We start from the raw sequence: 26,474 nt of genomic DNA, 5'->3' as shown, positions 1-26,474 counted from the left end.
CGAAATAAAGCAAAGTTGGGTTTCTATTTTTTACAAATAAAATTTATGCAATTAATGGTTTTAGGCTTCTAATATATTCATTTTTATGTATTTTATTTGCTACAATAACTGTTATTAGCTGAGTTATACCGGCTAGAAGTAAGTCAGAATGAAGCGTTAGCTCATTTTGTGTCTTACGATCCGCAACGCAATAACTGCCTTTGAAATGGTTGATGTTTTTCTCGACAGCAGTCCTGATTTTATAAGTGTTTTCCCATTGGAGAGTTCCACGAGTAGTTCCAGGATATGCACGAAGATTCTTTTCAGGATAAATGTAAAACATTCTGCCGCAAGAAGATTTTGTACATGGATTTTCACATAGAGTTACACGTTTGCTCTTTTTAGTTTTTTTATTGTATACCCATTTCATTTTGGGACATACGAATTTCATTGATGGAATTCCAGAACGTAAGTGTGTTTTACTGCCTTCTCGTTTCATTGGAAGCGAATGGTCATAAGGACAGCATGGAATACCATTTTCATTTAAAGGGCAGTCGAATTCTTTTGATGCAAGTTTAGTTTTTAATGGAATGAATGCCTTTTCAAATTTCAAATCATGCAAAAGGTATCGATAAATCAGAATGCTGTCAAAAGCAGCATCACCTAAAAAGATTTTTGGATTTATCAAAGGATGTTTTGCAAAGAAATCCATAAGAACAGGTATAAGAGCTTTAGAATCAGCAAGAGATTTATCTTCATCCGGTGAATCAGATTTTTTCTCAATAACAATATCAGGATGTGCTTTTAGAAAATCCTGATTGTAAAATGAAATATCTCTTACAATACCAAGTCCGTTGGTTACAATGCCAAATTTAAAAGCATAGCAAAAATGACCGTTAATGTACATTTGTTGAATGGCCGGATTAGCTGAAGCGTGTGGAGGCATAGAACCATAGGCAGCTTTATAAGGATCATAAGAATCATCTAAAGCATGTACTTTCTTAAAAGTCTTAAGCTGTTTTATGATGCGGTTAGCATACTTAGGGTTGTTTTCAGTAACAAAAGCTTCGATACCAGAAGTATCAAAAATAGTCATAGAAGCAAGTTTGGGGTCAATTTGCTGGCATATTGGTTCAGTAATATCAACGAGATTATCAAATATCAATTGTAAGTCCAGAATAAAATCCTGTTTAAAACGTGTGAATTTAGAAGCATCAGGGACTTTAAGGAAACCGCAGAAATCCCTTAACTCTTGAGAATATTTAAGAAAAATAATCAAAAGGGAATCCGTAGGAATAGAAAAAATGTGCTGCAAAATCAAAGCACGGAGCATGGCGTAAAGACTGTATTTACGGGGCCTTCCAGTAGAAGCATAAAAATGATTTATGAAGGAAGCAGGGATTAAATCATCAAGGTTAATAGTATTTTCAAGTAAAGAAAGAAACTGAGGCTTGTTATTTTCAAATTTTTCTTTGCAATCAGAAAAAATATCTGCCAAAGAAAGCTGTTTATATGGTATCATAAATATATAACTCCTTTCTGAGGTATATGGTGATTTTGTTTCTTTGCAATTCAATTTTACCATAAATCAGTGAGGAGTTATTTTGTTTTGTAACAAAAAATACACCGCATTTATACGGGTTGTAGCGTTTCGCAAACGCCTATGACTTGAGAAAAGCGAAAGGAATGAATGTAAATATGAAGATAACGAAGATAGATATAATGCTTGTAGATGTAAAGTCTAATGATAATCCTGGGTGGTCTCCAATTGTATGTAGAATTTATACAGATGAAGGCATATATGGTGATGGTGAAGCTGCTATGGCTTATGGGGTAGGAGCTACAGGAGCTTTTGGTATTATTCAGGATCTTTCAAAAAAAATTATTGGTATGAATCCATTAGATAATGAAGTTATTTGGGAGAAATTGTATAAATCTACATTCTGGGCACAGAATGGAGGGCCAGTAATATTTTCTGGTATATCAGCTATAGATATTGCACTTTGGGATATTAAAGGTAAATATTTTAAAATGCCTTTATATCAGCTTTTAGGTGGGAAAATGCGTAATAAGTTACGATGTTATGCAAGTCAGTTACAATTTGGATGGGGAGATACAAAAGTGGCTGCAGCAAGCATTGAAGATTATGTTTTTTATGCAAAAAAAGCAGTCTCAGAAGGATATGATGCAATAAAAATAGACTTTTTTACTTTTGCTCCTGATGGGACAAGGTATAACAGCGAGACAACAACAAGACTTCAATCTCCCAAATATGTAAATATGGTAATTAATCGTTTAAAAGCAGTGAGAGAAGCAGTAGGATCGAATGTAGATATAATTATGGAAAATCATTCATATATTGATGCACAAGTAGCTGTTCAAATTGGGTCACTTGCAAAAGAATATGGAATATTATTTTTTGAAGAACCATGTACACCAAACCCTAAAATGAATAAGTTTGTATGTGATAAATTAAATATTCCTATTGCACAAGGTGAACGTATATATACAAGGTGGGGATATGCTCCATATTTTGAGAATAATTCAATTCAATTAATACAGCCAGATTTGGGAAATTGTGGGGGGATTACAGAAGGGAAAAAAATATGTGATTTAGCACATATTTATGATGTAGGCGTTCAGATGCATGTTTGTGCAAGCCCATTATCCACTGCAGTAGCTTTGCATTTAGAAGCAGCTATTCCTAATTTTACAATTCATGAACATCATGTATATAATTTACATCAATACAATAAGCAATTATGCGTTTATGATTACCAACCTAAAAATGGATACTTTGAAGTACCTGATTTGCCGGGTATTGGAAACGAATGGTCTGATTATGTATTTAAAAATAGTAGTTTAGTTACAATAAAGTAATAGATATTCTTTATAGCTATTGATTTTTAAGCAATTCTTGAAATCCTTCAAATCACAAAAATCAATACATAATGAGACAATAATGGCATGGAAGCTAACAAAAAAGTTAATTTTAGAATATTTTGACTGGTTTGAAGAAAATAGAATATGTGAGCAATTAGAAATATAGAGAAAGTTAGAGGATACAGCAAGATGATTAAGATTGAACATTTAAAAATGCAATTTGGACAATCTGTTATTTTAAAAGATATTAATATTGAGATAGGAAAAGGTGAGGTCATAGTATTGATTGGCCCATCAGGTACAGGTAAGTCCACATTTCTTCGTTGTCTTAATTTTTTAGTAAAGCCTACAGAAGGTAAAATTACAATTGATGATTTTACTGTGGATGCTAAAACTGCTTCTAAAAAAGATATTTATAGATTAAGGCAAAAAACATCCATGGTTTTTCAAAATTATAATTTATTGAAAAATAAAACTGCTATCCAAAATATTATGGAACCTATGGTAACGGTACAAAAGAAAAGCAAAAATGAAGCTGAAGAGACAGCTGTTGTTTTACTTAAAAAAGTAGGACTTTTAGAAAAAAGGGATGCATATCCCAAAGAAATGTCTGGTGGGCAACAACAAAGAATAGGAATTGCAAGAGCAATGGCTGTGGATGCAAATGTGATTTTATTTGATGAACCTACATCTTCTTTAGATCCTGAATTAGTTGGAGAAGTGTTAACTGTGATTAAACAATTGGCAGCAGAACATAACAAAACAATGCTGATTGTAACTCATGAAATGAAATTTGCAAAAGAGGTTGCTGATAAAATGATTTTTTTAGAGGATGGTTATATTGCAGGAAAGGGAACTCCTAAAGAAATATTTGAAAATTGTACAAATGAGAGAATTAGAAAATTTGTAAATATAATGACAGCAAATAGTATGGGGGATAAATAAATGAATTTTGATTTTCAATGGTTTATTAATCTGTTTCCAATTGTTTTACCATCATTAAAATTAACAATTGAAATATCCCTAGTGTCATTAATATTTACATTATTGTTATCTGTTGTAATATCAATTATAAGATATTATAAAGTATGGGGATTATATCAATTATTTGGTGTATATATTACGTTTTTTAGAGCAACACCACTTGTAGCACAACTATTTATGTTGTATTTTGGCCTTCCTTGTGTAATTCCAGCACTAAAATCTATGACAGCATTCCAAGCAACTGTAATTGCTCTTACATTAAATACAGCTTCTTTTATGGCAGAAACTTTAAGAGCAGCTTTAGAATCTGTGGAAGTAGGACAACTAGAAGCTTGCTATTCAATGAGCATGACAAAATATCAGACAATGATGCGTGTTGTTTTACCACAAGCATTTGTTGTAGCACTACCTTCTCTTGGAAATCAATTTATTGGCATTATTAAAGGGTCTGCATTAGGATTTACAGTAGGTCTTGCAGATATAATGGCAAAGGCAAAAACGGAAGCTGCATTAACCCTGCGCTTTTTTGAAGCATATTTATGTGTAACTTTAATTTATCTAGTAATTGTAATCTTTGTAGAAAAAATTCAAAGATTAGTAGAGAAAAGAATTGAAAAATTTTGTTAAAAAATGAGGGGGAAAAGCATGAAAAATATTAAGAAAATATTTTCACTTGCAGTATGTGCTTGCATGATTTTTGGTATGACTGCATGTGGAAGTACAAAAAATGATTCACAAAAGAAAGAAGAAACTAAAGGTCCTACAAAAATTATTGTAGCATCTGGTTCATCTTCAGTACCTAATTCATATGTAGAAAATGGCGTACATAAGGGACATGAAGTGGATATTTGGAATGCTATTTCTGCTAAAACCGGTATTAAAGTTCAATTTGTAACTGGTGATTTTGATACTTTGTTTGGATACTTGGATTCTGGTAAAGCAGATACAGTAGGAAATACCATTACAATTAATGCTAAACGTAAAGCCAAGTATGATTTTTCAGAACCATATGCATATATTCCAGAAAAATTAGTTGTACATTCAGATAAGACTAATATTAAAAAATTGAAGGATATATCCGGTATGACTTGTGGATTTTCATCAGGTTCAAATGGTGGAAACCTATTTAAACAAATTGCTAAAGAACAAGGAATTAAGATCAACTTAGTTACATATGATAGTTCTGATTTGTTATTTGAAGCTTTTCGTCAAGGAAAAGTTGATGCTATGATTTACTCTGCAGGCGAAGCAGCATATAAAATTAAAAATGGACTTCTTAATGCAAGAATGGTTGAAGAAAATGTTACAGTTGGAGCAAAAGCATACCCATTCGTAAAAGGTAATGCCAATTCAGAAAAATTAAACAAGGTTGTTACAAAGGCTATTCAAGAAATGAAGAAGGACGGTACATTATCAAAGATTTATCAAAAGTGGTATGGACAGGACTTTAGTGAGAAACCGAAGGATGCTAAAATAGCTAATTAATTCTACATGATAGTAAAGATTAATGATGAGGAAGTGTTGCAACTTGTTAAAGTATGTTGAAAGAAAACAAACCGATAGTAAAAAATGGGATGGATTGGAGGCTATGTTTGGAGCTTCAGATCTAATGCCACTATGGGTTGCAGATATGGATTTCAAAGTAGCTGACTGTGTTGTTGAAAAACTTAAAGAATATTTAGATTTTGGTGTTTTGGGGTATTATAAAGAACCTGAGCAGTATAAGCAGGCTTTTATAAATTGGGAGCAAACTTATCACGGATACACAGTTAAGAAGGAATGGCTTCGCTATTCTCCAGGTGTTGTTCCTGCTATCAATTGGTTCATACAGTTACTTACAGAGAAGAAGGATTCTATTATTGTTTTAACACCTGTATATTATCCATTTTTAGATGCTGTAAAGAATAACGGCAGAAACCTGATAGAAAGCGATTTAATTAATGAAGGTGGAAATTACACTATTGATTTTAAAGACTTTGAAGATAAAATCATAGAAAACCATGTAAAGCTATTTATACTTTGTTCACCACACAATCCTGTAGGCAGGGTTTGGAAAAAGGATGAACTTAAAGGTATCATGAATATCTGCAAAAAACATGATGTAAAGGTAATTTCAGATGAAATTCATCAGGATATTGTAATAGGTGAAAATAAGCATATCCCAGTGGCTACACTAGGAGATTATGACTCTATGCTTGTTACACTTACAGCTGGAACGAAAACTTTTAATCTCGCTTCATGTAAAAATTCTTTTGTTATTATACCAGATCCTCAGATCCGAAAAGCCTTTGATACTTTTGTACAATGTATCCGTGTTCCAGATGGAAATGCCTTTGGATATATTGCAGTACAAAGTGCCTATGAAAAGGGAAGAGCATGGTTAGAAGCAGTATTGCATCAAATTGAAGAAAATTATCTATATATTAAGAAAAAGCTTCATGAGGAACTTCCTCTTGCTGAAGTATCTCCGTTAGAAGGAACTTACTTGCTCTGGATTAATCTAGGTAAGTACATAGAAGGTAATGAGTTGGAAAGTTTTATTAAAGAAAGATGCAAACTTGCTTTAGATTTTGGAGTATGGTTTGGAGGGGAACGTTTCAATCAGTATGTAAGAATGAATATTGCTACGTCAAAAGAAAATATAATTAAAGCTGTTGAACAACTTATACAAGGAATAGAGGACACAGCATTTAAAGTAAAAAATAATATATAACAAATTTATTGAGGGGCATGACCTATCCTCAAGCCAATATGCTTACGTAGAAGCGTTTTTATCTCAGAACCAAGAGTGTTGGATTACAGTCTATACAAATGCATATAAATTCTTAGGTGCTGTTACTACAATCCTTGTTCCAGACAATCTTAAAACAGGAGTAGAATGTGTTTTTTGGTATACTCCTATAATTAATAAGAACTAACATGAAATGGCATGAGCATTGTGGTACAGCAGTAATTTCTGCCTGTGTTAGAAAGCTAAAAGATAAATCCAATGCAGAAGGTTGTGTAGGTATAATATCAACATGGATTATACTGGAGTACCTCCAGTTTCATGCCATCTCATTCTATTTAAGCGTTTAGCAGCTTTTCTATATGTCGTATCTGTCACTAAATCAAAAACTATCTCATCAAAGCACTCCGTGCGATACCATTCCTTTGACATTAATTTTATAAAGATATCTTTTGCAGTATTGAGATTTAATCTTTTCATCCTTAATAAGGATATGTGTTTTAAATTCGATTCTACCGATTCCTTCATCTACACGATATTTATTAACATTTTCTTCAATTCTTCCTCCAATTTTCTTTGTTCAGAAATAATATCAAAATTTACTTTAATTTTATAATTACCCATAAACACCACATTCTTTGCTTTAATATTTGTTTATTTAAGCATCTTACTTTTGTGCCCAAAAGTTTACTGGTAATGTTTTGGATTAATTTATAAAATTTTATGGCACAGGTTGATGTACTTGGATTGATGAACACATATGAGTTAGATATAAAATATAGTATTGCAGCAATGAATATTAGGAGCCTTTAAAATCAAACAAAATAATATGCGGCAAGGCAAGATATATTCTGGTACATAGAAATATATTATAACAATCAGAGAAGGAAACAGGCAATTGTTTATAGTGTACCCTCTCAATTTAGAAAGGAATTTAGAATTTTAATGGCATCATAATTAAAATTATTTTTAGAGATATGAACTGAAAGTATTGTTTTCAAAGAATTTTAAGTTTATATCTGAACTTTTCGAAGTGTCTTCAGCAGTTTACTTTCGTTCATTTTCATAATACACATCTAAAAAATTTTTTATTTTCATACTTAAGGTTTATTTTATTGGGGAAAGGTCAGGACTTTAGATTTAGAAAAGCAATTTATATGTAGTTATGATAAATATTTAAATTATTATATTTATTTTAAATTATTATATTTATGTAGTATATAATTAAACAAATGGACAATTGTATTAAATTATGAAGAAAATTTATAAACAATGAAATATATAAATCGGAATTTGAAAGGTTGATACATGGTGACAAAAATGGATGATAGCACTGAAATGCTTTTTAACTTAGATAACTTGCATACAACTGATTTAGGAGTAGTTAGAATTAAGAAAAATCTTTCTTTAGATGTGGATGATGTTATTAGATGGTGTAGAGATAAAATACAAAATCCAAATGCTCTGATAATCAGAAGAGGCAAAAATTGGTATGTAGATATAGATGATTGTGAAATAACGGTAAATGCTTATAGTTATACAATTATTACGGCTCACAAGATAAAGAAGTAAGTTGGGGTTATTTGAAATGGATTATAGAATAGAGGAATTAGACGCATTTTCTGTTATCGGGCAAGAAATTGAATTAACAAATTACCAAAATAAAAATATAAAAATATGTACTGAATTTTGGAAACAGTTTAATTGTAATCTAAAAAAGGCATATTTATCACAATATGCAAATTGGATTAAATATGCTTTTATGGAAAAAAGAAATGAAACTCTTTTTTACCACTGTGCTGTACCTAAAAAATTAACTATTCCAGAGAACTTTATTTTAAGAGAAGTAGAGCCACAAAAATATTTGGTATTTGAACATACAGGTTCTATGGATAAAATCTATAAAACCTATGCAAAAATTTATAAAGATATATTACCCAATAACAAGTATATTCTTGTGCAAAATAATTTTCTACATTTTGAAAAATACGATTATCGTTTTCATTGGAATAATGAGAAATCTATTATTGAAATTTGGATTCCAATTCAAAACTAATCAAATTCCAGTTTGTATAGTTGAGTAAAATGTGCATAGTATAAAGTTAAGTTGGTTCATAATTCTCATAAATCATATAATAATGGAACTCATTTCAAAGAGTTCTATTATTATATACTATATTATCAACATTGTTCATTAACATAGCCTAAATAAAAAATCAAAAGCAGCATAAGAATTAGAAAATTATGATAATCTACGAAATAAAGAGATATTACGAGTTTAAGATGTCTATTTTATTGGGGAAAGGTCACATTTCATTGTATTTAAAATTCAGCTCACAGTCCTATAGTAATTTTTATCATATCTATTTTAGTTTACACAAACCTGTAGACGTTCTTTTTATTGTCATATGGCCGATTAAATTAATTTCTAAAAAAAGTATTTATTTGTCTAATATACCTTAACATTGTTTCTGAGCACTTTTCAACATTAGATTTTTTTTACTATTTAATATTTTAGTAAGCATTCATCGATATAACAATATGGTCACTTCATTAATATCATTTAGGTATTCTGCTTTCAAGCTTCATCCATAAATTTAGAAGCTACATCAATAAAATAACTTACATTTCTATTTTTTCAATTGTTTTCTTAATCATATTTATCTCCAATGTTTAAAATATTAGTTTTTGCTTAAATAGCTAAAATAAAATTTAACCAAGGTTAAATTTTATTTGCCATTCTACAATTTCTCATTATAATATAAAATGCTAGAATACACAATAAACTATAACTATTTGATTGTTTCAATTTACCATAAGTTAAAAAATTACAAACTTTACTATAATACACTTTACCTATGCACCTCTAAGGGTTCTAAGCATACTTTTTAACAATGTTTAGTAATTTTATTAAATAAAAAATTGCTATAAAAGTAACAAAAAAATCTGTCAGAAAATTCAATCATGATTATATTATAACTATAATTGAATCATGATAATAGTTATGCTAATGTCAAAACAAATAGTGCTATTGGATTATGTAAATTGAGAATAATGTTTAAAGGAATTGAAAATAATATGTAAAGAAATAAATGAATTTATAAAAGGAGGTATAAAGGTGAAGTTAGAAATTGGAAACTTTCATGTCAAGGATATTGTTTTTGGTAAAGCAACAAGCTATAAGGAGGGTATTTTAACAATTAACAAAAAAGAAGCTTTAGATTATGTATTGGAAGATGAGCATATTACTGAGGCAGATCTTTTAATTGTAAAGCCTGGAGATAAAGTTCGTCTTGTTCCAGTAAAGGAAGCTATTGAATGTAGAGTTAAGGTTGATGGAACCACGTTGTTTCCAGGAGTAACTGGAGATGTAATTCCAGCTGGTAATGGACGTACACATGCACTTAAAGATTGCAGCTTGCTTGTAGTTGGTAAGCATTGGGGTGGGTTTCAGGATGGTTTAATTGATATGAGCGGTGAAGGAGCTAAGTATACTTATTTTTCACAGCTAAAAAATATTGTTCTTATTGGAGATACAGATGAGGACTTTGAAAAGAATGAACAACAGAAGAAAAATAAAGCTTTGAGATGGGCGGGACATAAACTGGCCGAATATATAGGAAATTGTGTAAAGGATTTAGAGCCTGAAGATATTGAAACCTTTGAATTAGATTCTATTATGAAAAGGCATGAAGCTGTTAAAAAACTTCCAGGTGTTGTATTTGTTATGCAGCCTCAATCACAAATGGAAGAAATGGGATATAATGATCTAGTCTATGGATGGGATGCAAATCATATGGTTCCAACATTTATGCATCCAAATGAAGTATTGGATGGAGCTGTGATTTCAGGAAGCTTTATGCCATGTTCATCAAAGTGGTCAACTTATGATTTTCAGAATAATCCAACCATTAAAAGACTTTATGCAGAGCATGGAAAAACACTTAACTTCTTAGGAGTTATAATGTCCAATCTTAATGTAGCATTAGAGCAAAAGAAACGTTCAGCCTTATTTGTAGCTCAAATGGCTAAATCCTTAGGTGCAGATGGAGCCATCGTAGCTGAAGAAGGATATGGAAATCCAGATGCAGACTTCATAGCGTGTATAGTAGCTTTAGAAGATGCTGGAGTTAAAACTGTAGGAATTACTAATGAATGTACAGGTAGAGATGGAGAATCACAACCTTTGGTTGCTCTTGATGAAAAAGCGGATGCTATAGTTTCTACTGGAAATGTTTCAGAGTTAATAGAACTACCTCCAATGGAAACTGTTATAGGCGAATTACAATCTTTAGCTAGAGATGGTTTGTCTGGCGGTTGGGCAAATGATGAAATATTAGGACCTTCAGTAAGAGAAGATGGTTCAATTATTATGGAAAACAATGCTATGTTCTGTGGAGATCAGATTGTTGGTTGGTCGCCAAAGACAATGAAAGATTTTTAAGGAGGTGTAGTTTAGATGAAGAAAGCAATTTTATATTTGAACCAATTCTTTGGTCAAATAGGCGGAGAGGATAAGGCAGATTTTCAACCAGAAATAAGAGAAGGGTTAGTTGGACCTGCTTTAGAATTAAATAAACAACTTAAAGGTGCAGAAGTAACTCACACAATAATATGTGGGGATAACTTTATGGGTTCAAATGAAAAAGAAGCAGTAGAAAAAATACTAGGATTTTTGGATGGTAAAGAATTTGATATATTCTTTGCAGGACCTGCATTCCAAGCAGGCAGATATGGAAATGCCTGCGGAGTTATATGTAAAGCTGTAAAAGAGAAGTTTAATGTACCGGTAATATCATCTATGCACATTGAAAATCCTGGTGTTGAGATGTTTAAAAAAGATGTATATATCTTTAAAGGTGGAAATAATGCTGGAAGAATGAAAAAAGATGTAAAGGCAATGGCTGACTTTGGAGATAAAATACTTAATGGTGAAAAGCTTCTTTCTGCAGAAGAAGAAGGCTACTATGGAAGAGGCAAAAGACATCAAGTTTGGCTTGAATCAGGTAAACCAGCTGCTGATAGAGTAGTAGAAATGATGATAAAGAAATTAAATGGTGAAAAATTTGAAACAGAACTGCCTATTCCTAAAATGGATAGAGTTCCAATAGCACCAGCTATTAAAGATTTAAGTAAAGCAACTATAGCTTGTGTAACAACTGGAGGTATAGTTCCTGTAGATAACCCTGATAGAATTCAATCTGCTTCAGCAACAAGATGGGGTAGATATGATATATCAAATTTAGACGATTTAGAAGGTGGAGTATTCAAGACAATCCATGCAGGATTTGACCCTGCAGCAGCAGATGCAGATCCAGATGTAATAGTTCCATTAGATGCTTTAAGAGCATATGAAAAGGAAGGAAAAATAGGTAAACTCCATGAGTATTTCTACTCTACAGTTGGAACTGGAACTACCCAAGGTGAGGCTGCTAGAATGGCAAAAGAAATTATTGTACATTTAAAGGAAGCCGATGTAAATGCAGTTGTACTAACTTCCACCTGAGGAACTTGTACACGTTGCGGTGCAACAATGGTAAAAGAAATTGAAAGAGCTGGCTTCCCAGTTGTTCAAATGTGTAATTTGATTCCTGTAGCAACAACAGTAGGATCAAACAGAATAGTACCAACTATCTCAATTCCATATCCACTTGGAAACCCTGCAGATTCTAAAGATCATCAGTGGAAGTTAAGATATCACAGAGTAGGTGTAGCTTTAGATGCTCTTGCAACTGATATTGAAGAACAAACTGTTTTTAAAGTAAAGATCTAAATCAGTAACTAAATAGGTCTTGTTAAAATTGATGAGACCTATTTAGATTGATTTTGTGAAGGAGGAAAATTAGTTATGTCAAATGAACAAAAAGCAAAAGGCCGTTCTGTTCTGTATATTTCTGCAGGTATAGCTCTAATATTTGTAGCATTTAGTATAATCCTGCCTTCTCAAATGGCTAGAACATCCAATGGTGTGTTATCATTTTTAACTACTAATTTTGGTTGGCTATATCTTTTATCAGTATTTATATTTACAATATTTATATCTGTTATTGCTCTCAGCCGCTATGGTAAAATTAAGCTGGGAAAAGATGATGAAAAACCGGAATTTACAACTTTCCAGTGGTTTACTATGCTATTTGGAGGAGGAATGGGAATCGGAATGGTTTTTTGGTCCATTGCTGAACCGATGAGTCATTATATGGCACCTCCTTTGGGGCAACCAGGAACTCCGCAAGCTATGCATGATGCCATGAGGATTGTATTTAATGATTTCGGTATTCATGTTTGGATTATTTATGCGGTTTGCGGTTTAGCTCTTGGTTATTTTCAGTATCGAAAAGGTCTTCCATGTTTAATCAGCTCAGCTTTTTATCCAATTCTTGGTGAGCGTATTCACGGACCTATCGGTAAAACTATCGATATATTAGCAGTATTTGCTACGATGTTTGGAGTAGCAACCAGCTTAGGACTAGGAGCTGGTCAAATTGCCACAGGAATACAATATATCTGGGGAATTACAGCGACACCTGGTATGACCGCTGTTATTATTGCAGTTATGACAGTAATATTTACGCTTGCTACTGTATCTGGCTTGCATAAGGCGATGCAGGCTGTTGCTGATGTAAAGGTATGGCTTTCAATTGCATTTATGGTATTTATTTTCCTATTTGGTGGAATGGTATTTATACTAAATACTTTTACACATACACTTGGTGATTATATTCAAAACTTTATAGGACAGAGTATGTGGATGGGCAATATTGAATGGACTAAAGCTTGGCCAATATTCTACAGAGCTTGGTATATTGCATGGGCAGGATTTGTAGGCCAGTTTATAGCACGTGTTTCCAGAGGCCGTACTATTCGTGAGTTCATACTTGCATCAGTGTTCTTGCCTTCTGGTTTCTGCTTCATATGGCTTGCAATTTATGGTGGAGCTGCATTTAATTTAGATGCATTGTCAAATGGTGCAATTCAGGCAGCTGTTAAAACTAATATTTCGACTGCTTTATTTGTAACATTACAGCATCTACCACTTTACGTTATCACTGCACCACTTGCGATTATACTGATTGTTACGTCCTTTGCAGGAGCTGCTAATTCAGCAACCTATGTACTTAGCATGCTTACATCAGGAGGAGACTTAAATCCAAGTAAAAGACTTTGTGGTTTTTGGGGAATTGTTCAGGGAGCTGTTACTATAATGATTATTTTAGTAGGAGGCACTGCTGCAATAAAGACACTTCAGACGGCTTCTATTGCTGCTGCTTTTCCGTTCATGCTGATTATGCTTGTTATGTGTTACAGCATATTTAAAGCTCTTCAGGAAGAGAAAGTTTAAAGAAGAAATAGTAGTATATAAAAATGGTGAACTAAAAGTAAATTTATATAAGTAGTAAGTAAATATTATTGAAATATTAAGAAAGAAGGTGCAATATGAATAATATTTATGATGTTATTATAATAGGTTCTGGCCCAGCAGGACTTTCTGCAGCTATATACTCAGCAAGATCTAGACTAAAAACTTTGATACTGGAGAGAAGCAAGGTAGGCGGACAAATTGTAATCACAGATGAAGTAGCTAATTATCCAGGATCAATAAAAGATGCTACAGGACCAAGTTTAATCGCTCGAATGGAAGAGCAGGTTGAAGGTTTTGGTGCCGAAAGAAAAAAAGATAATATAAAAGAAGTTGATTTTACTGGAAAAATAAAAAAATTAAAAGGTGAAAAAGAAGAATATTATGCTAAATCTATAATTATTGCTACAGGAGCTAACCCTAGAAAAATTGGTTGTCCAGGAGAAAATGAATTGATAGGTAAAGGTGTATCTTACTGTGCAACTTGTGATGCAGAATTTTTTGAAGATCTAGAAGTTTTTGTAGTAGGGGGAGGTGATGCAGCTATTGAAGAAGCTCTTTATCTGACGAAGTTTGCTAAAAAGGTTACTATAGTTCATAGAAGAGATGAACTTAGAGCAGCAAAATCAATACAAGAAAAGGCTTTTAAAAATCCTAAAATTGAAATAAAGTGGAACTCAGTAATCACTGAAATAAGAGGTGATGGAATAGTGCAGTCAGCAGTATTTAAGGATACTAAAACAGGTGAGTTGAGTGAATATTTTGCAGATGAAGAAGATGGAACTTTTGGAGTATTTGTATTCGTTGGTTATTTACCTACAAATCAATTAGTTAAAGAGCTAGTTGATACTAGTGAAGCAGGATATATTATAACTAATGATAAGATGGAAACTAATATTGAGGGTGTATTTGCAGCAGGAGATATTAGAGAAAAACCATTGAGACAGGTAGTTACAGCTGCTGCTGATGGTGCTATAGCTGCTGTGCAAGCAGAGAAATATATAGAAAATAATTTTGAAGAATAGAGGATGAAGTTAATATGATAATTTTAGACAAAGAGACATTTAAAGGTGAGGTTTTAGAATCTAAAGGTTATACACTTGTTGATTATTATGGAGATGGTTGTGTACCTTGTCAAGCTTTATTGCCAGATATAGAAGAATTATCAGTTAAATTTGAAGGAAAAGTTAAATTTTGTAAATTGAATACTACAAAGGCTAGAAGATTAGCTATTTCACAAAGGGTACTTGGACTTCCTACAATTGTACTTTATAAAGATGGGGAAAAAATTGAAGAAGTCATAAAGGATGATGCTACAAAAGCAAACATTGAAGCAATGATTGTTAAAAATATTAATGCTTAATTAAATTTATTAGATTGAAGGCCTAAATGGCCTTTAACAGATAATTTATGAGTGGGAGCAAATGGGTAAAATTACCCTGTGTTTCCGACTAAAAGGAGGAAAAAGTTATGAGTTTATTAGAAGGAAAAAAAATAATTGCAATAGGTGACAGGGATGGAATTCCAGGTCCAGCTATCGAAGAATGTGTTAAAAGTGCCAAAGGAGAAGTTGTATTTGTTTCCACAGAATGTTTTGTTTGAACAGCCGCAGGTGCTATGGATCTGGAGATCCAACAAAGAGTAATTGATTTAACTGAAAAATATGGTGCTGAAAATGTGATTGTATTAATAGGAGGAGCTGAGGCAGAGGCTTCAGGTCTATCAGCAGAAACTGTAGCTGCTGGAGATCCAACTTTCGCAGGACCACTTGCAGGAATAGCATTAGGTCTTGGAGTATATCATGTAGTAGAACCAGAAGTTAAAGCAGAATTTGATCCAGCTGTTTATGATGAACAATGTGGAATGATGGAAATGGTTCTTGATGTTAATGAAATTATTAGTGAAGTAAAGCCTATTAGAGATGAATATTCAAAGTACAATAAATAGTTATCGACAACTTTAACAGGCTAAAGATGGCATGCAGCAATGCATGCTGTTTTTGAATATATAATAACTGAACATAATGAATGGAGGTTTTAAAAATGAGTTTTCCAGTAATTAAAAATGCGGCTTATGTATTAGTAAATACACCAGATATGATATTGCACAATGGTACTACTCAAACCCTAGAAAGAGAAACAAATCCAGAATCAGAATATTTAAAGGAGATACAAAATCACTTAAGATCTTTTGAAGATGTTGTTAGTTATGCACCAAATCAAACTTATATCGGAAATATGACTCCAGAAGAATTAAGTGAAAGAAAGAGACCATGGTATAATGAAAAGGTTGAAGGCTTATCTAGATTTGGTAAGTTTGGTGAAATCATGCCGCAGGATGAGTTCTACGGTTTAATGAAGATAAGTGACGTATTTGACCTTGTTTTGTTAGAGAAGAATTTCACAGAGGCTGTTAGAGAAAAGTTTAAGTCTCATGCTGTTTTAAAGATTAAAGCTGACGAGTTAAAGGAAGGAATTGACTTATCTGAAATAGAAAAGCTGTTAGAAAATCATGTAGCTGAAGGATTATATGATAATGGTAAGCTTGTTGGTTGTGTAAAAAGAGCTCATGAGTTTGATAAAAATCTAACTTCACATATTATTGTTGAAAATTTAGCTGTTAAGGCTTCAGGAGTTCTTGCATTAATGCATCTAGTAAAGAATTCAGGGGTAGACGTTAATGAGGTAGAATACTTAATTGAATGTTCAGAAGAAGCTATAGGTGATATGAATCAGAGAGGCGGCGGAAACATAGCTAAGGCTTGCGGTGAAATTGCAGGAATTAAAGGTGCTACAGGCTCAGATATGAGAGGCTTTTGTGCTGGTCCTTCACACTCAATAGTTGCAGCAGCAGCATTGGTTAAAGCAGGCATTTATAAAAATGTAATAGTTTTTGCTGGTGGAGCTACTGCTAAGCTTGGAATGAATGGTAAAGATCATGTTAAAAAAGGATTACCTGTTTTAGAAGATTGCTTAGGAGGATTTGCAATACTAATATCTGAAAATGATGGTGTAAGTCCAATATTAAGAACAGATGTAATAGGAAGACACAGCATTGGACATGGTGCTGCGCCACAAGCAGTTTTAGAAGCATTGGTTTCAGATCCATTAAGTAAGAATGGACTAAAAATTACTGATGTTGATAAATTTGCTCCAGAACTTCAAACTCCAGATATAACAGAACCAGCAGGAGCAGGAGATGTTCCAACTCAAAACTATAAGATGATAGGAGCACTTGCGGTAAAGAGCGGACAATTAGAGAGAAAAGAGTTAGCAAATTTTGTTGTAAAACATGGATACCCAGGATATGCACCAACACAAGGTCATATACCATCAGGAGTACCTATAATTGGTCATGGTATTGAACATATAATGGCAGGAAAATTAAATAACTTTATGTTAATAGGAAAAGGAAGCTTGTTCTTAGGAAGAATGACTAACTTGTTCGATGGAATTTCAATTTTGGTTGAAAAAAATAATGGTGATTCAGATAGTTCGGCTGCAGCAGTTTCAAAAGAAGAAATTAAGAACATGATAGCTGAAGAATTAAAAAAATTTGCATCTAAAATGATGGAAGAATAAATAATGGTATTATAGACATTAGGAAGTATTGAATAGATGCTAATAAAAAGGAGGGAGCAACGTGGAGCAAACTAAAAAAGTAATTGCAGAAGTATTTGATGAAATAGCTGATGGAATAATAAGTGGAAGCTTCGGAAAAAGAGTTAAAATTGGATTAACTACGTTTGGTTCAGAACATGGTGTGGACGAGATGATTAAAGCTGCAGCACTTGCCAAGAGCAAATATGGTGATTTTGATATAGTTTTAATAGGACCTAAAGTTGAAGGAGACTTTGAAATAGTTGAGGTTAGTGATGCTGAAGAAGGCCATAAAAAAATGGTAGAGTTGTTAGATAATAAAGTAATAGACGGATGTGTCACTCAGCATTTTGATTTTCCTATAGGAGTTTCAACAGTTGGAAAAGTTATTACTCCAGGGTTAGGAAAAGAAATGATAATTGCTACAACTACAGGAACAACAGCTACCCATAGAGTTGAAGGAATGATTAAAAATACTATAAATGGAATAGCCGTTGCAAAAGCTTGCGGAATAAAAGATCCTAAGATTGGCATATTAAATGTAGATGGAGCTAGAGGAGTTGAGAGAGCACTTAAAGAACTGCAAAGCAGAGGATATAAGTTTTCTTTTAGTGAATCTTTAAGAGCTGATGGAGGTTCAGTCATGAGAGGAAATGACCTGCTGGCAGGAACACCTGATGTTATGATTTGTGACTCCTTAACAGGTAACTTGCTTGTAAAGATATTTGCATCATTTACAACAGGAGGAAATTATGAAACTACTGGATATGGATATGGTCCAGGAGTAGGAGAAGGCTATGATAAGATAATTAATATAGTATCTAGAGCATCAGGAGCTCCATTAATTTGTGAAGCATTAAAATATTGTGCACTTTCTGCAAAAAATAATTTATTGCAGCTTGCTGATATTGAATATAAAAATGCCAATAAAGCAGGTTTAAAAGAAATAATAGGAAAAATCCTTGAAAAGGAAAAGCCTGCAGCTGCAGTAGAAGAAGTTAAGATTCCACCTAAAAAAGTAGTAACCTATGGGATCCCTGGAATTGATATTCTTGAGCTTGAAGATGCTTGTAAGTCACTTTGGAAGGAAGGAATATATTCTGAGAGTGGAATGGGCTGCACTGGCCCAATAGTTTTAGTAGCAGAAGATGAAGCTGATAAAGCTATAAACGCATTGAAAAAAAATGGATTTAAATAATTTAAAACCGGTATATCAACGAGTTAAGTGGTTTTATGAAAAAATAATTTGATTGAAGATAAGATTGCCTCATTTAGAATTTATAGAGAATGCAGATATGATAGGAATTATACATACTATATATATTAGAACATCTTGATAAGTCTAATGAGGCATCTACTCTTTTAAGAAAGATGGTTAAAGGAGGAGAGTTAGGTTTTAAGAGCAGTAAAGGATTCCAGAACTGGGATCGAGAGCAAGCTAAGTAATCAAGCGAAGGACTAAGAGAGTACTTGTTTAAAGTATTATATAGAAAGAGTTAAATAAGTGCACCATAAAATTCTATATTGTGTAAAATAACGAAAATTGATGAACAATCATGTAACCAGGAGGATATTTTAATGGAGTTTAATCAAATAGAAGCATTGATATTTCAAATATAGATGTGTATTTTGAAGTGAACAATCTAGATGCACTTTATAAGTTTGTAAAAGTAAACAGCTTAATTATATTATAGCTGTATCATAAAATATGATACAATTAATAACATAAAGTGATAAGAAAATAGACCAGAAGTTTAGCACTTAAAAAATTTTTAGGACGGTAGTCCTTTGGATTATAAAGTCTTATGAATATTTACAGTAGAAGTAATAGATTCCGATTTTTACTGGAAATTATACGGAAAAAATTTGCATAATAAAAGCATCCTTTTTATAATGGTTTTGCTGAAAACTAAAAATAAAAGGATGCTGATAAAATGAGTAAAAGTTATTTAAAACAATTACTTACTTATATTAATAAAGTATATGATATAGGTGAAAAAATCAATAGTTTAAAAGATAAAAGAGTAAAATCTCCAGTAAAAGTTTCAACAATAGTTTTCGTAGTGTTATTTGGATTCATGCTTCAAATAAGAAGTTTCAATAGATTAGAACATTGGATTGAAAAGAATAAATTTAAAAAAGTGTTACCTAAAAATACTAAAATGCTGCACATTGACGCAGTCAGGCGGTGTTTAAGTAACTTTGATATGGATGGCTTGAAAAACATTCATATCAGCATAATAAAAACAACTATAAAAAACAAAGTATTTCGAAATGGTACTATTGATGGTTTAAAAGTAGCTGCCATAGATGGTGTAGAGTTATTTGAAAGTACTAAAAAATGTTGCAATAAATGCCTTTCTCGAGAGAATAGAGATGGAACTACCCATTATTTTCATAGATCTGTAGTGTGTGCAACAGTAGGATCAGACCCACATATTATTTTAGGTCAAGAGATGCTTGAACCTAAAAAAGATAGTTCAAGTAAAGATGAAGGTGAAATTACGGGTAGTAAACGACTAATTAAGAAGTTATATAAGAAGTATCATCATTTCGCTGACATCATAGTGGCTGATGCTCTTTACTGTAAATCTACTTGGATAAAAGAAGTTCTTTCTATAGGAATGGATGCATTGGTAAGAGTAAAAGATGAAAGGCTGCACATTGTAAAAGATGCATTAGCCCTATTTAAATGCCGGGAGGCAGATAAAGATTGGACTGTAAAGGAAAATGTAAATACCTATAGAAAGATTAAAGCGTGGGATGATGATAATTTTCAAATGTCTGATTCAAGTATAGAAGTAAGATTCATAAAATTTATAGAAGAAATTCATACTGGAGATAAAGCAGAAATTAAAGAAGAATGGATCATAACAACAGATAAATTTATATCAGTAGAAACTTTATGGAAAATAATGCATAAAAGATGGGATATTGAAAATAATGTATTTCATCAGTTGAAAACTGAATGGCATTTAGATCATTGTTTTCTTCACAGTTCTACAGGGGTAGAGACAGTTTTAATGTTTATGATACTAGCATTTAATTTAATGCAGTTATATTTTTTTAGGTGTATCAGAGGTTTTAGGAAGAAAAAAATGCTCCAAATAGATATTATTGAAGATATAAAAGATGAAAGATTTACTATAGAAGATGATTGGGATAATCCACTATTCATAAAGACGTAATTTTAAAATAAAAACTGGAAACTTTGCATTAAGATTTTTAGGGGTAGGGGAGTGTATAACAATTTTTACGATCTACCGGTTTAAGGGCTTACCAGACCTTTAAATAAGTGTAAAAAAATATAATTCCAGTAAAAATAAAATTTTCACTGGAATTTAGGTGCTAAATCTCTGAAAATAGACGAAAAATGTTGACATAATAAATGGTACATCTTATAATACTTTGTGTAATTAAATATGGGAGTAGATAGGTTCTGGTGTTCCTGGCGGTCTTCAAAACCGTTCTGCCGTGCTAAGACCATGACGGGTGGGTTCGATTCCCACATATTCCCGCCATTAATAGGATAAAAGGATATTTAGTAAATTTGTAAAGTTTACTAAGTATCTTTTTATTTAGTAGAAATTTAAAACTTTTCTCAACTTTCGCACATAAAAATTAAGGCGAAAGCCTTCAGAATAAACACATAAAGCAAAAAAACATTCCTTTTGGTATAATAGAATTGCTAAAAACACCACACCAAAGAAAGGAATGTTTCTTATGAATACTATTATATCAAATGATACTACTGATAAACAATTTAATTTTACTATAAATAGATTTTTTAAAGACAACAAAATTGGACATATACTTAGGCAATGCAATTTTTCTAAAGAAAAAGGATTTTCATGTATTAAAATATTTCAATATATTTTTATGCTTGTTTTTACTGGAAAAAACTTATTTAGAAACTTGGAGTCTGGAAAAAATAATCAATTTTCAAAGGATACTGTATATAGATTTCTTAATTCACCAAACTTTAATTGGAGAAAGTTTTTGTTTTTACTTTCTTCATCAATCATAAAAAATATTATTGTACCACTTACTTCAAAAGATAGAGTTAATGTACTTGTAGTTGATGACTCTTTATACAGTAGGTGCAGGAGCAAATCTGTTGAACTTCTTGCAAGAGTTCATGACCATGTTGAACATAAATATGTCAAAGGCTTTCGCCTTCTCACCCTTGGTTGGTCAGATGGCAATACTTTTTTACCTCTTGCTTTCACTCTGCTTTCTTCCGAAAAGGAGAAAAACAGACTTTGTCCTGAAAACCACAATATTGATAAAAGAACCAATGGTTCTAAACTTCGTAAGGAGGCTGTTTTAAAGTCACCTGAGGTTATGATTAGTTTACTTAAACAAGTTTCAAAATATGCTATTCCTGCATCATATGTTCTTTTTGACAGTTGGTTTACGTACCCAAAAACTCTTATACAGATTTTAGAACTCAAACTTAATACTATTGCTATGGTCAAAGCAATGCCAAGGGTTTACTACAATTACAACGGTAAGTTATTGAACCTTAAAAATCTCTATGCTAATTTAAGAAAAAAGCGTGGTAAGGCAAAAATTCTTTCTTCTGTTATTGTAGGTATTGGCTCTGACAAAAATAGTAATGAGGTAAAAGCAAAAATTGTATTTGTAAGAGATAGAAACAGAAGTAGAAAATGGCTTGCTTTAATTTCTACAAATATATCCTTAGATGACAATGAGATAATAAGAATTTATGGAAAACGCTGGGATATAGAGGTTTTCTTTAAAATGAACAAGTCTTTTCTAAAACTCGCTAAAGAGTTTCAAGGGCGTTCTTATGATTCCATGGTTTCACATACTTCTATAGTTTTTACCAGATACATTATGCTTACTTTAGAGAGCCGTAAGAATAATGACGTTAGAACTATTGGTGGTTTTTTTTATCAATGCTGTGATGAACTTCAAGATATCCAATTTTGTGAAGTAATGAATATTATTATAGATATTCTAAAAAGTGTATTAACTGAAAAACTTCTTCTTTCAAAGAACGTTATTGACTCAATAATAGATAGTTTTATTGCTGCTTTGCCTTGTTATATCAAGGAGAAATTAGTCTTTTTGTCCTGCGAAAGTTGAGTTTTTTAATCCCCAAAACATCCATTATATATTTTAATGTGAATGTTATACAATAATAAAATTAACTAAAAGAAAGAACACCCTATTTTAGAAGAAGGATGTTGACAACGAAACAAGAAAAGTATGTTAGAAAATGCTGCATACAGAAAGGAACGTCCATCAATAGTGTTGCTAGAAAAACAGGACATGATTGGAGAACGGTTAAGAAGTGTATAGAGAAAGAGGATTATAATCAAAAAGTCACATTTTACCTTTACTCAAAATAACTGTAAAGAAGAAACTACTTCCACTTGGTTAATTGCAAATGGTAAAACTTTTGAGCTAGCTGAAAAAGGCTATTTTGCTAAGAAAAAAATTAAAGAGGATATCAACTAGTTGCCCGCCTTTACTGGTGAACATTCTGAAACAGCAGCAATGTTTTTAGATTCTGGAAACACCCATTGTACTGATCAATAAAGAATACTTAAAAATAAAATATAATAAACAAAAAATAATTTTATTTGGGCATTCCTGGTGAACTATTTTAGAAAGTATATTTATAAAAAAATATCCGAAAGAAGTAGCCTATTATATTGGAGTAAGATGATTTATTTTGTATACAAAATTTATAAGTTGCAAAAACTATATAATAGGAGGTGCTTTCTGTGAAAATTGCTATTTTAGGTGCTGGGATGTCAGGCTTGTCTTGTGCAATAACATTAGAGAAACATGGAATTATACCAACAATTTTTGAAAAAAGAAATTGTGTTGGAGATAGATTTGTTAATGCTGAAGCAATGTTTAGTTTACTAGATAGACCTATTAAAGATTCTCTGCATTTTCTCTCTAAGAATTATGATATACATTTGAAACCAATAAATGCTGTTAATAAATTGGTTGTCCATTCAAAAAAGCAAATAGGAAGTATTGATGGAAAAATCGGATACACAAATGTTAGGGGAAGGCATGAAAATTCATATGAATGTCAACTAGAGAAACAATTGATGACAAAAATTAATTTTAATTCAACTTGTGAATATGAAGAAGCATGTAAAAATTTTGAGTATGTAATATTAGCAACAGGAGATGGGGAATATGCTTCACATTTAGGAAATTACAAGTGTGATCTTACATTTACATTAAGAGGTGTAACAGTTGAGGGTAAATTTGCTACAGATATTTCCCATGCATGGTTCAATTATGACATCATACCTAAAGGATATGCATGGATTGTACCATTTTCTGAAAAAGAAGCTAATATTGTTATAGCTTACCCTGACTATCCTGATAATATAAAATTAGATATAAATACAATATGGGAAAGATTTTATAATTTAGTTTGCAAAGATTTAGATCAAAAATTTAGAATAACAGATAAGTTTGAGATTACAAAATATATGACGGGAATATGTAATGTACCCAAGGTTGATAATACTTATTTTGTTGGGAATTGTTTTGGAGCTCTTTCTCCTGGATTAGGATTTGGGCAATTTGCATCAATACTTACGGGGATATATTCAGCTTATGATATATGTGGAATAGGAAAATATGAAAAACTTGTTAAACCCTTATTTAAAAACTATAATCACTCCCTTGTTTTAAGAAGGTTCTTGGAAAATTTAAATGACAAGGATTTGGATTTTGCAATTAAAAATTTAGATAATAAATTAGTACATAAAATCATCGATACAATATGTAGTACTGACAGTAAAATTGATGTACTTCAAGGGATGACTCCATTAATGAAATTATGGAATAAGTATAATTTTTAATAAGAAAAATAGAAAAAACTGTTAGCCAGATATCTACATATCTGGCTAACAGTTTTTATGATAACTTCTCCACCATATCGTAAATAGAGCCATTTTACTTATATGAATTTATAATCTTAGATTTCCATAAACTTCTTAATATCATTTTCAACATCAGTTATTCCACCTATTCCAAAGTTATCCACTAATACCTTAGCAACATTTGCTGAAAGGAACGCAGGAAGCGTTGGTCCTAAGTGAATGTTCTTAACACCTAAGTGTAATAATGATAATAATACTATTACAGCTTTTTGTTCATACCAAGCTATATTATATGATATAGGTAACTCATTTACACTCTTCAATCCAAATACTTCTTGAAGCTTAAGTGCTATAACAACTAATGAATATGAGTCATTACATTGTCCTGCATCTAATACTCTTGGAATTCCACCAATATCACCTAAATTCAATTTGTTATATTTATATTTAGCACAACCTGCAGTTAATATAACTGTATCTTTTGGTAACTTTGAAGCAAATTCTGTATAGTAATCTCTTGATTTTGCTCTTCCATCACATCCAGCCATCACAAAGAATCTCTTTATAGAACCTGATTTAACAGCTTCTACAACCTTATCAGCTAAAGCTAAAACTTGATTATGAGCAAATCCACCAACTATTTGTCCTTTTTCTATTTCTGTAGGTGCACTGCATTTCTTGGCCATTTTTATAACCTTAGAAAAATCTTTTGTTCCATCAGCTTTAACTTCTATATGGCTACATCCTGGCATTCCCGTATCACCTGTCGTAAATAATCTATTCTTATAGGTATCTTTTGGTATAACTAAACAATTTGTAGTCATGATGATTGGGCCATTAAATTTTTCAAATTCTTCTTTTTGCTTCCACCATGCATTACCATAATTTCCTGCAAAGTGCTTATACTTTTTAAATTTAGGATAGTATTGTCCGGCAAGCATTTCACCATGAGTATATACATCTACTCCAGTTCCTTCTGTTTGTTCCAGTAACATTTCTAAGTCTTTTAAGTCATGTCCTGAAATTAATATTCCTGGATTACTTCTAACTCCAATATCAACGGTTGTTATTTCAGGATGTCCATAACTTTCAGTATTAGCTTTATCAAGTAATGCCATGCCATCTACACCAAATTTACCTGCTTCAAGTGATAAAGCTACTAGATCATCAACAGTTAAGCTGTCATCTATTGTAGCTGACAATGCTTTTGCCATAAATGCATGAATCTCTTCACTATTGTAATTCAAATTCATTGCATGCTTCATATAAGCAGACAATCCTTTTAATCCATAAGTGATAAGTTCTCTTAAGCTTCTTATATCTTCATTTTTTGTTGCAAGAACTCCAACTTTTTCAGCTTTTGCATCAAATTCTATAGTATTATCAGCTGTCCAAACTGCTGCATCTGGCATAATCATCTCTGTGGTTTGTATTCCAAATATCTTCTTGAAAAAGCCACCAGTTACTTTTACTTCTCCAACTTTACCACCAGCATTAATTACTTTAGATTTTAAATTTTCTCTTATTTTTAAAGTTTCTTTTACCCTGCCTAAAATAAAATCTCTGTGAAAGTTAGCATTTGTAATCGTTGTAAATAAATTTTCTACTATAACTTTATCAACATTGCTGTCTTTAACTCCAACTTTTCTTCCTTCATTGCTTACAATAGCTAATCCTTTAGTTACATATATTAATAAGTCTTGAGCTTTTGCAACATTTTCATTCTTACCACAAACTCCTACTTTAGTACACCCCTTGCATCCAGCTGTTTCTTGACATTGATAACAAAACATTGACATTTAAGAATTCCACCTTTCTCCTTAAAATTTATACCTACGGATTTATTACTTTCTTTGCTATGATTATATATTACTAAAATACTGTAATTTAATCTGTAACAATAGTTACGAAATAAAAAAATAACAAATGTAAGATTAAAAGAGATTTTAAAAATATAGCCAAGCTCCAGGTAAAAAGGGATGATATAGAGAGAAGAATAAAAGAATACGTAAGCCTAATATAGTTGGTGCAGATTTTTATTGGGCTAAATACAAATGGCA

Annotated in this window: 21 protein-coding genes, 1 tRNA gene and 1 pseudogene; 20 read left to right on the top strand and 3 right to left on the bottom strand. The window is 31.9% G+C overall.

All coding sequences use genetic code 11. From position 1 onward, the window contains the following. Positions 1–156: 156 nt before the first annotated feature. Positions 157–1,501 (bottom strand): annotated as a pseudogene (locus B5S50_RS03750) (transposase). A gap of 176 nt (positions 1,502–1,677) precedes the next feature. On the opposite strand from B5S50_RS03750, the gene B5S50_RS03745 reads away from it, so the two are divergent. The 5 genes from B5S50_RS03745 to B5S50_RS03725 all read left to right on the top strand — a co-directional run bounded on the left by B5S50_RS03745 (position 1,678) and on the right by B5S50_RS03725 (position 6,559). Next, positions 1,678–2,859: a mandelate racemase/muconate lactonizing enzyme family protein gene (locus tag B5S50_RS03745; protein WP_217303144.1), complete on the top strand. Its 1,182-nt coding sequence runs from the start codon at positions 1,678–1,680 to the stop codon at positions 2,857–2,859. A gap of 192 nt (positions 2,860–3,051) precedes the next feature. Continuing rightward, complete coding sequence (locus B5S50_RS03740; RefSeq protein ID WP_217303143.1) at positions 3,052–3,807, top strand: amino acid ABC transporter ATP-binding protein; 756 nt, start codon at positions 3,052–3,054, stop codon at positions 3,805–3,807. Continuing rightward, the gene (locus B5S50_RS03735; protein WP_217303142.1) at positions 3,808–4,473 is read left to right on the top strand and encodes an amino acid ABC transporter permease; all 666 of its coding nucleotides are present in this window, start codon (positions 3,808–3,810) and stop codon (positions 4,471–4,473) included. A gap of 18 nt (positions 4,474–4,491) precedes the next feature. Continuing rightward, on the top strand, positions 4,492–5,331 hold the full coding sequence (locus B5S50_RS03730) for a transporter substrate-binding domain-containing protein (protein WP_217303141.1): 840 nt from the start codon (positions 4,492–4,494) through the stop codon (positions 5,329–5,331). Positions 5,332–5,374: 43 nt separating this feature from the next. Further along, a complete protein-coding gene (locus tag B5S50_RS03725; RefSeq protein WP_254306699.1) occupies positions 5,375–6,559 on the top strand; it encodes a MalY/PatB family protein in 1,185 nt (394 codons plus the stop codon). Between the two features lie 312 nt (positions 6,560–6,871). Here the strand turns inward: B5S50_RS03725 and B5S50_RS03720 are convergent, their stop codons facing one another. Beyond that, complete coding sequence (locus B5S50_RS03720; protein ID WP_217303139.1) at positions 6,872–7,054, bottom strand: hypothetical protein; 183 nt, start codon at positions 7,052–7,054, stop codon at positions 6,872–6,874. A gap of 366 nt (positions 7,055–7,420) precedes the next feature. Here B5S50_RS03720 and B5S50_RS21910 point away from each other — a divergent pair, with 366 nt between their 5' ends. From B5S50_RS21910 to B5S50_RS03650, 15 genes are all read left to right on the top strand, one after another. Further along, complete coding sequence (locus tag B5S50_RS21910; protein ID WP_368041502.1) at positions 7,421–7,531, top strand: hypothetical protein; 111 nt, start codon at positions 7,421–7,423, stop codon at positions 7,529–7,531. A gap of 363 nt (positions 7,532–7,894) precedes the next feature. Beyond that, positions 7,895–8,146: a DUF3781 domain-containing protein gene (locus B5S50_RS03715; RefSeq protein WP_217303138.1), complete on the top strand. Its 252-nt coding sequence runs from the start codon at positions 7,895–7,897 to the stop codon at positions 8,144–8,146. Between the two features lie 16 nt (positions 8,147–8,162). Next, positions 8,163–8,630 (top strand): GyrI-like domain-containing protein, encoded by a 468-nt coding sequence (locus B5S50_RS03710; RefSeq protein WP_217303137.1) that lies wholly within the window; start codon positions 8,163–8,165, stop codon positions 8,628–8,630. Between the two features lie 1,062 nt (positions 8,631–9,692). Continuing rightward, positions 9,693–11,018 carry a glycine/sarcosine/betaine reductase component B subunit gene (locus tag B5S50_RS03705; protein ID WP_013239383.1) on the top strand — a complete coding sequence of 442 codons (1,326 nt, stop codon included), beginning with the start codon at positions 9,693–9,695 and terminating at the stop codon, positions 11,016–11,018. A 15-nt stretch (positions 11,019–11,033) separates the two neighbouring features. Beyond that, complete coding sequence (grdH, locus tag B5S50_RS03700) at positions 11,034–12,347, top strand: betaine reductase selenoprotein B (protein WP_217303136.1); 1,314 nt, start codon at positions 11,034–11,036, stop codon at positions 12,345–12,347. 75 nt (positions 12,348–12,422) lie between these two features. After that, on the top strand, positions 12,423–13,913 hold the full coding sequence (locus B5S50_RS03695; protein WP_217303135.1) for a BCCT family transporter: 1,491 nt from the start codon (positions 12,423–12,425) through the stop codon (positions 13,911–13,913). Positions 13,914–14,008: 95 nt separating this feature from the next. Next, positions 14,009–14,956 carry a thioredoxin-disulfide reductase gene (gene trxB / locus B5S50_RS03690; RefSeq protein ID WP_217303134.1) on the top strand — a complete coding sequence of 316 codons (948 nt, stop codon included), beginning with the start codon at positions 14,009–14,011 and terminating at the stop codon, positions 14,954–14,956. A 14-nt stretch (positions 14,957–14,970) separates the two neighbouring features. Continuing rightward, entirely contained in the window at positions 14,971–15,294 is a 324-nt protein-coding gene (locus B5S50_RS03685; protein WP_013239379.1) for a co-chaperone YbbN, read from the top strand. A gap of 107 nt (positions 15,295–15,401) precedes the next feature. After that, positions 15,402–15,878: a glycine/sarcosine/betaine reductase complex selenoprotein A gene (gene grdA, locus B5S50_RS03680; RefSeq protein ID WP_217303133.1), complete on the top strand. Its 477-nt coding sequence runs from the start codon at positions 15,402–15,404 to the stop codon at positions 15,876–15,878. Between the two features lie 95 nt (positions 15,879–15,973). Beyond that, positions 15,974–17,512, top strand: a complete 1,539-nt coding sequence (gene grdC, locus B5S50_RS03675; protein WP_217303132.1) for a glycine/sarcosine/betaine reductase complex component C subunit beta — start codon at positions 15,974–15,976, stop codon at positions 17,510–17,512. A 61-nt stretch (positions 17,513–17,573) separates the two neighbouring features. Then, on the top strand, positions 17,574–18,728 hold the full coding sequence (gene grdD, locus B5S50_RS03670) for a glycine/sarcosine/betaine reductase complex component C subunit alpha (RefSeq protein ID WP_217303131.1): 1,155 nt from the start codon (positions 17,574–17,576) through the stop codon (positions 18,726–18,728). A gap of 736 nt (positions 18,729–19,464) precedes the next feature. Next, positions 19,465–20,718, top strand: coding sequence for a transposase (locus B5S50_RS21470; RefSeq protein WP_254306610.1), 1,254 nt, complete (start codon positions 19,465–19,467; stop codon positions 20,716–20,718). Positions 20,719–20,954: 236 nt separating this feature from the next. Next, positions 20,955–21,051 (top strand) — tRNA-Sec (locus tag B5S50_RS03660). Between the two features lie 202 nt (positions 21,052–21,253). Beyond that, on the top strand, positions 21,254–22,642 hold the full coding sequence (locus B5S50_RS03655) for a transposase (protein WP_217302540.1): 1,389 nt from the start codon (positions 21,254–21,256) through the stop codon (positions 22,640–22,642). A gap of 644 nt (positions 22,643–23,286) precedes the next feature. Beyond that, a complete protein-coding gene (locus B5S50_RS03650; protein WP_063601939.1) occupies positions 23,287–24,393 on the top strand; it encodes an FAD-dependent oxidoreductase in 1,107 nt (368 codons plus the stop codon). 116 nt (positions 24,394–24,509) lie between these two features. Here B5S50_RS03650 and hcp read toward each other — a convergent pair whose 3' ends face one another. Further along, positions 24,510–26,213 carry a hydroxylamine reductase gene (gene hcp, locus B5S50_RS03645; protein WP_217303130.1) on the bottom strand — a complete coding sequence of 568 codons (1,704 nt, stop codon included), beginning with the start codon at positions 26,211–26,213 and terminating at the stop codon, positions 24,510–24,512. Positions 26,214–26,474 lie beyond the last annotated feature (261 nt).

Origin of the sequence: Clostridium sp. 001 (assembly GCF_019056555.1) — a bacterium.
GTDB lineage: Bacteria > Bacillota > Clostridia > Clostridiales > Clostridiaceae > Clostridium_B > Clostridium_B ragsdalei.
The sequence above is the reverse complement of the archived record's forward strand: the minus strand, read 5'-3'. Positions and strand labels throughout refer to the sequence as shown.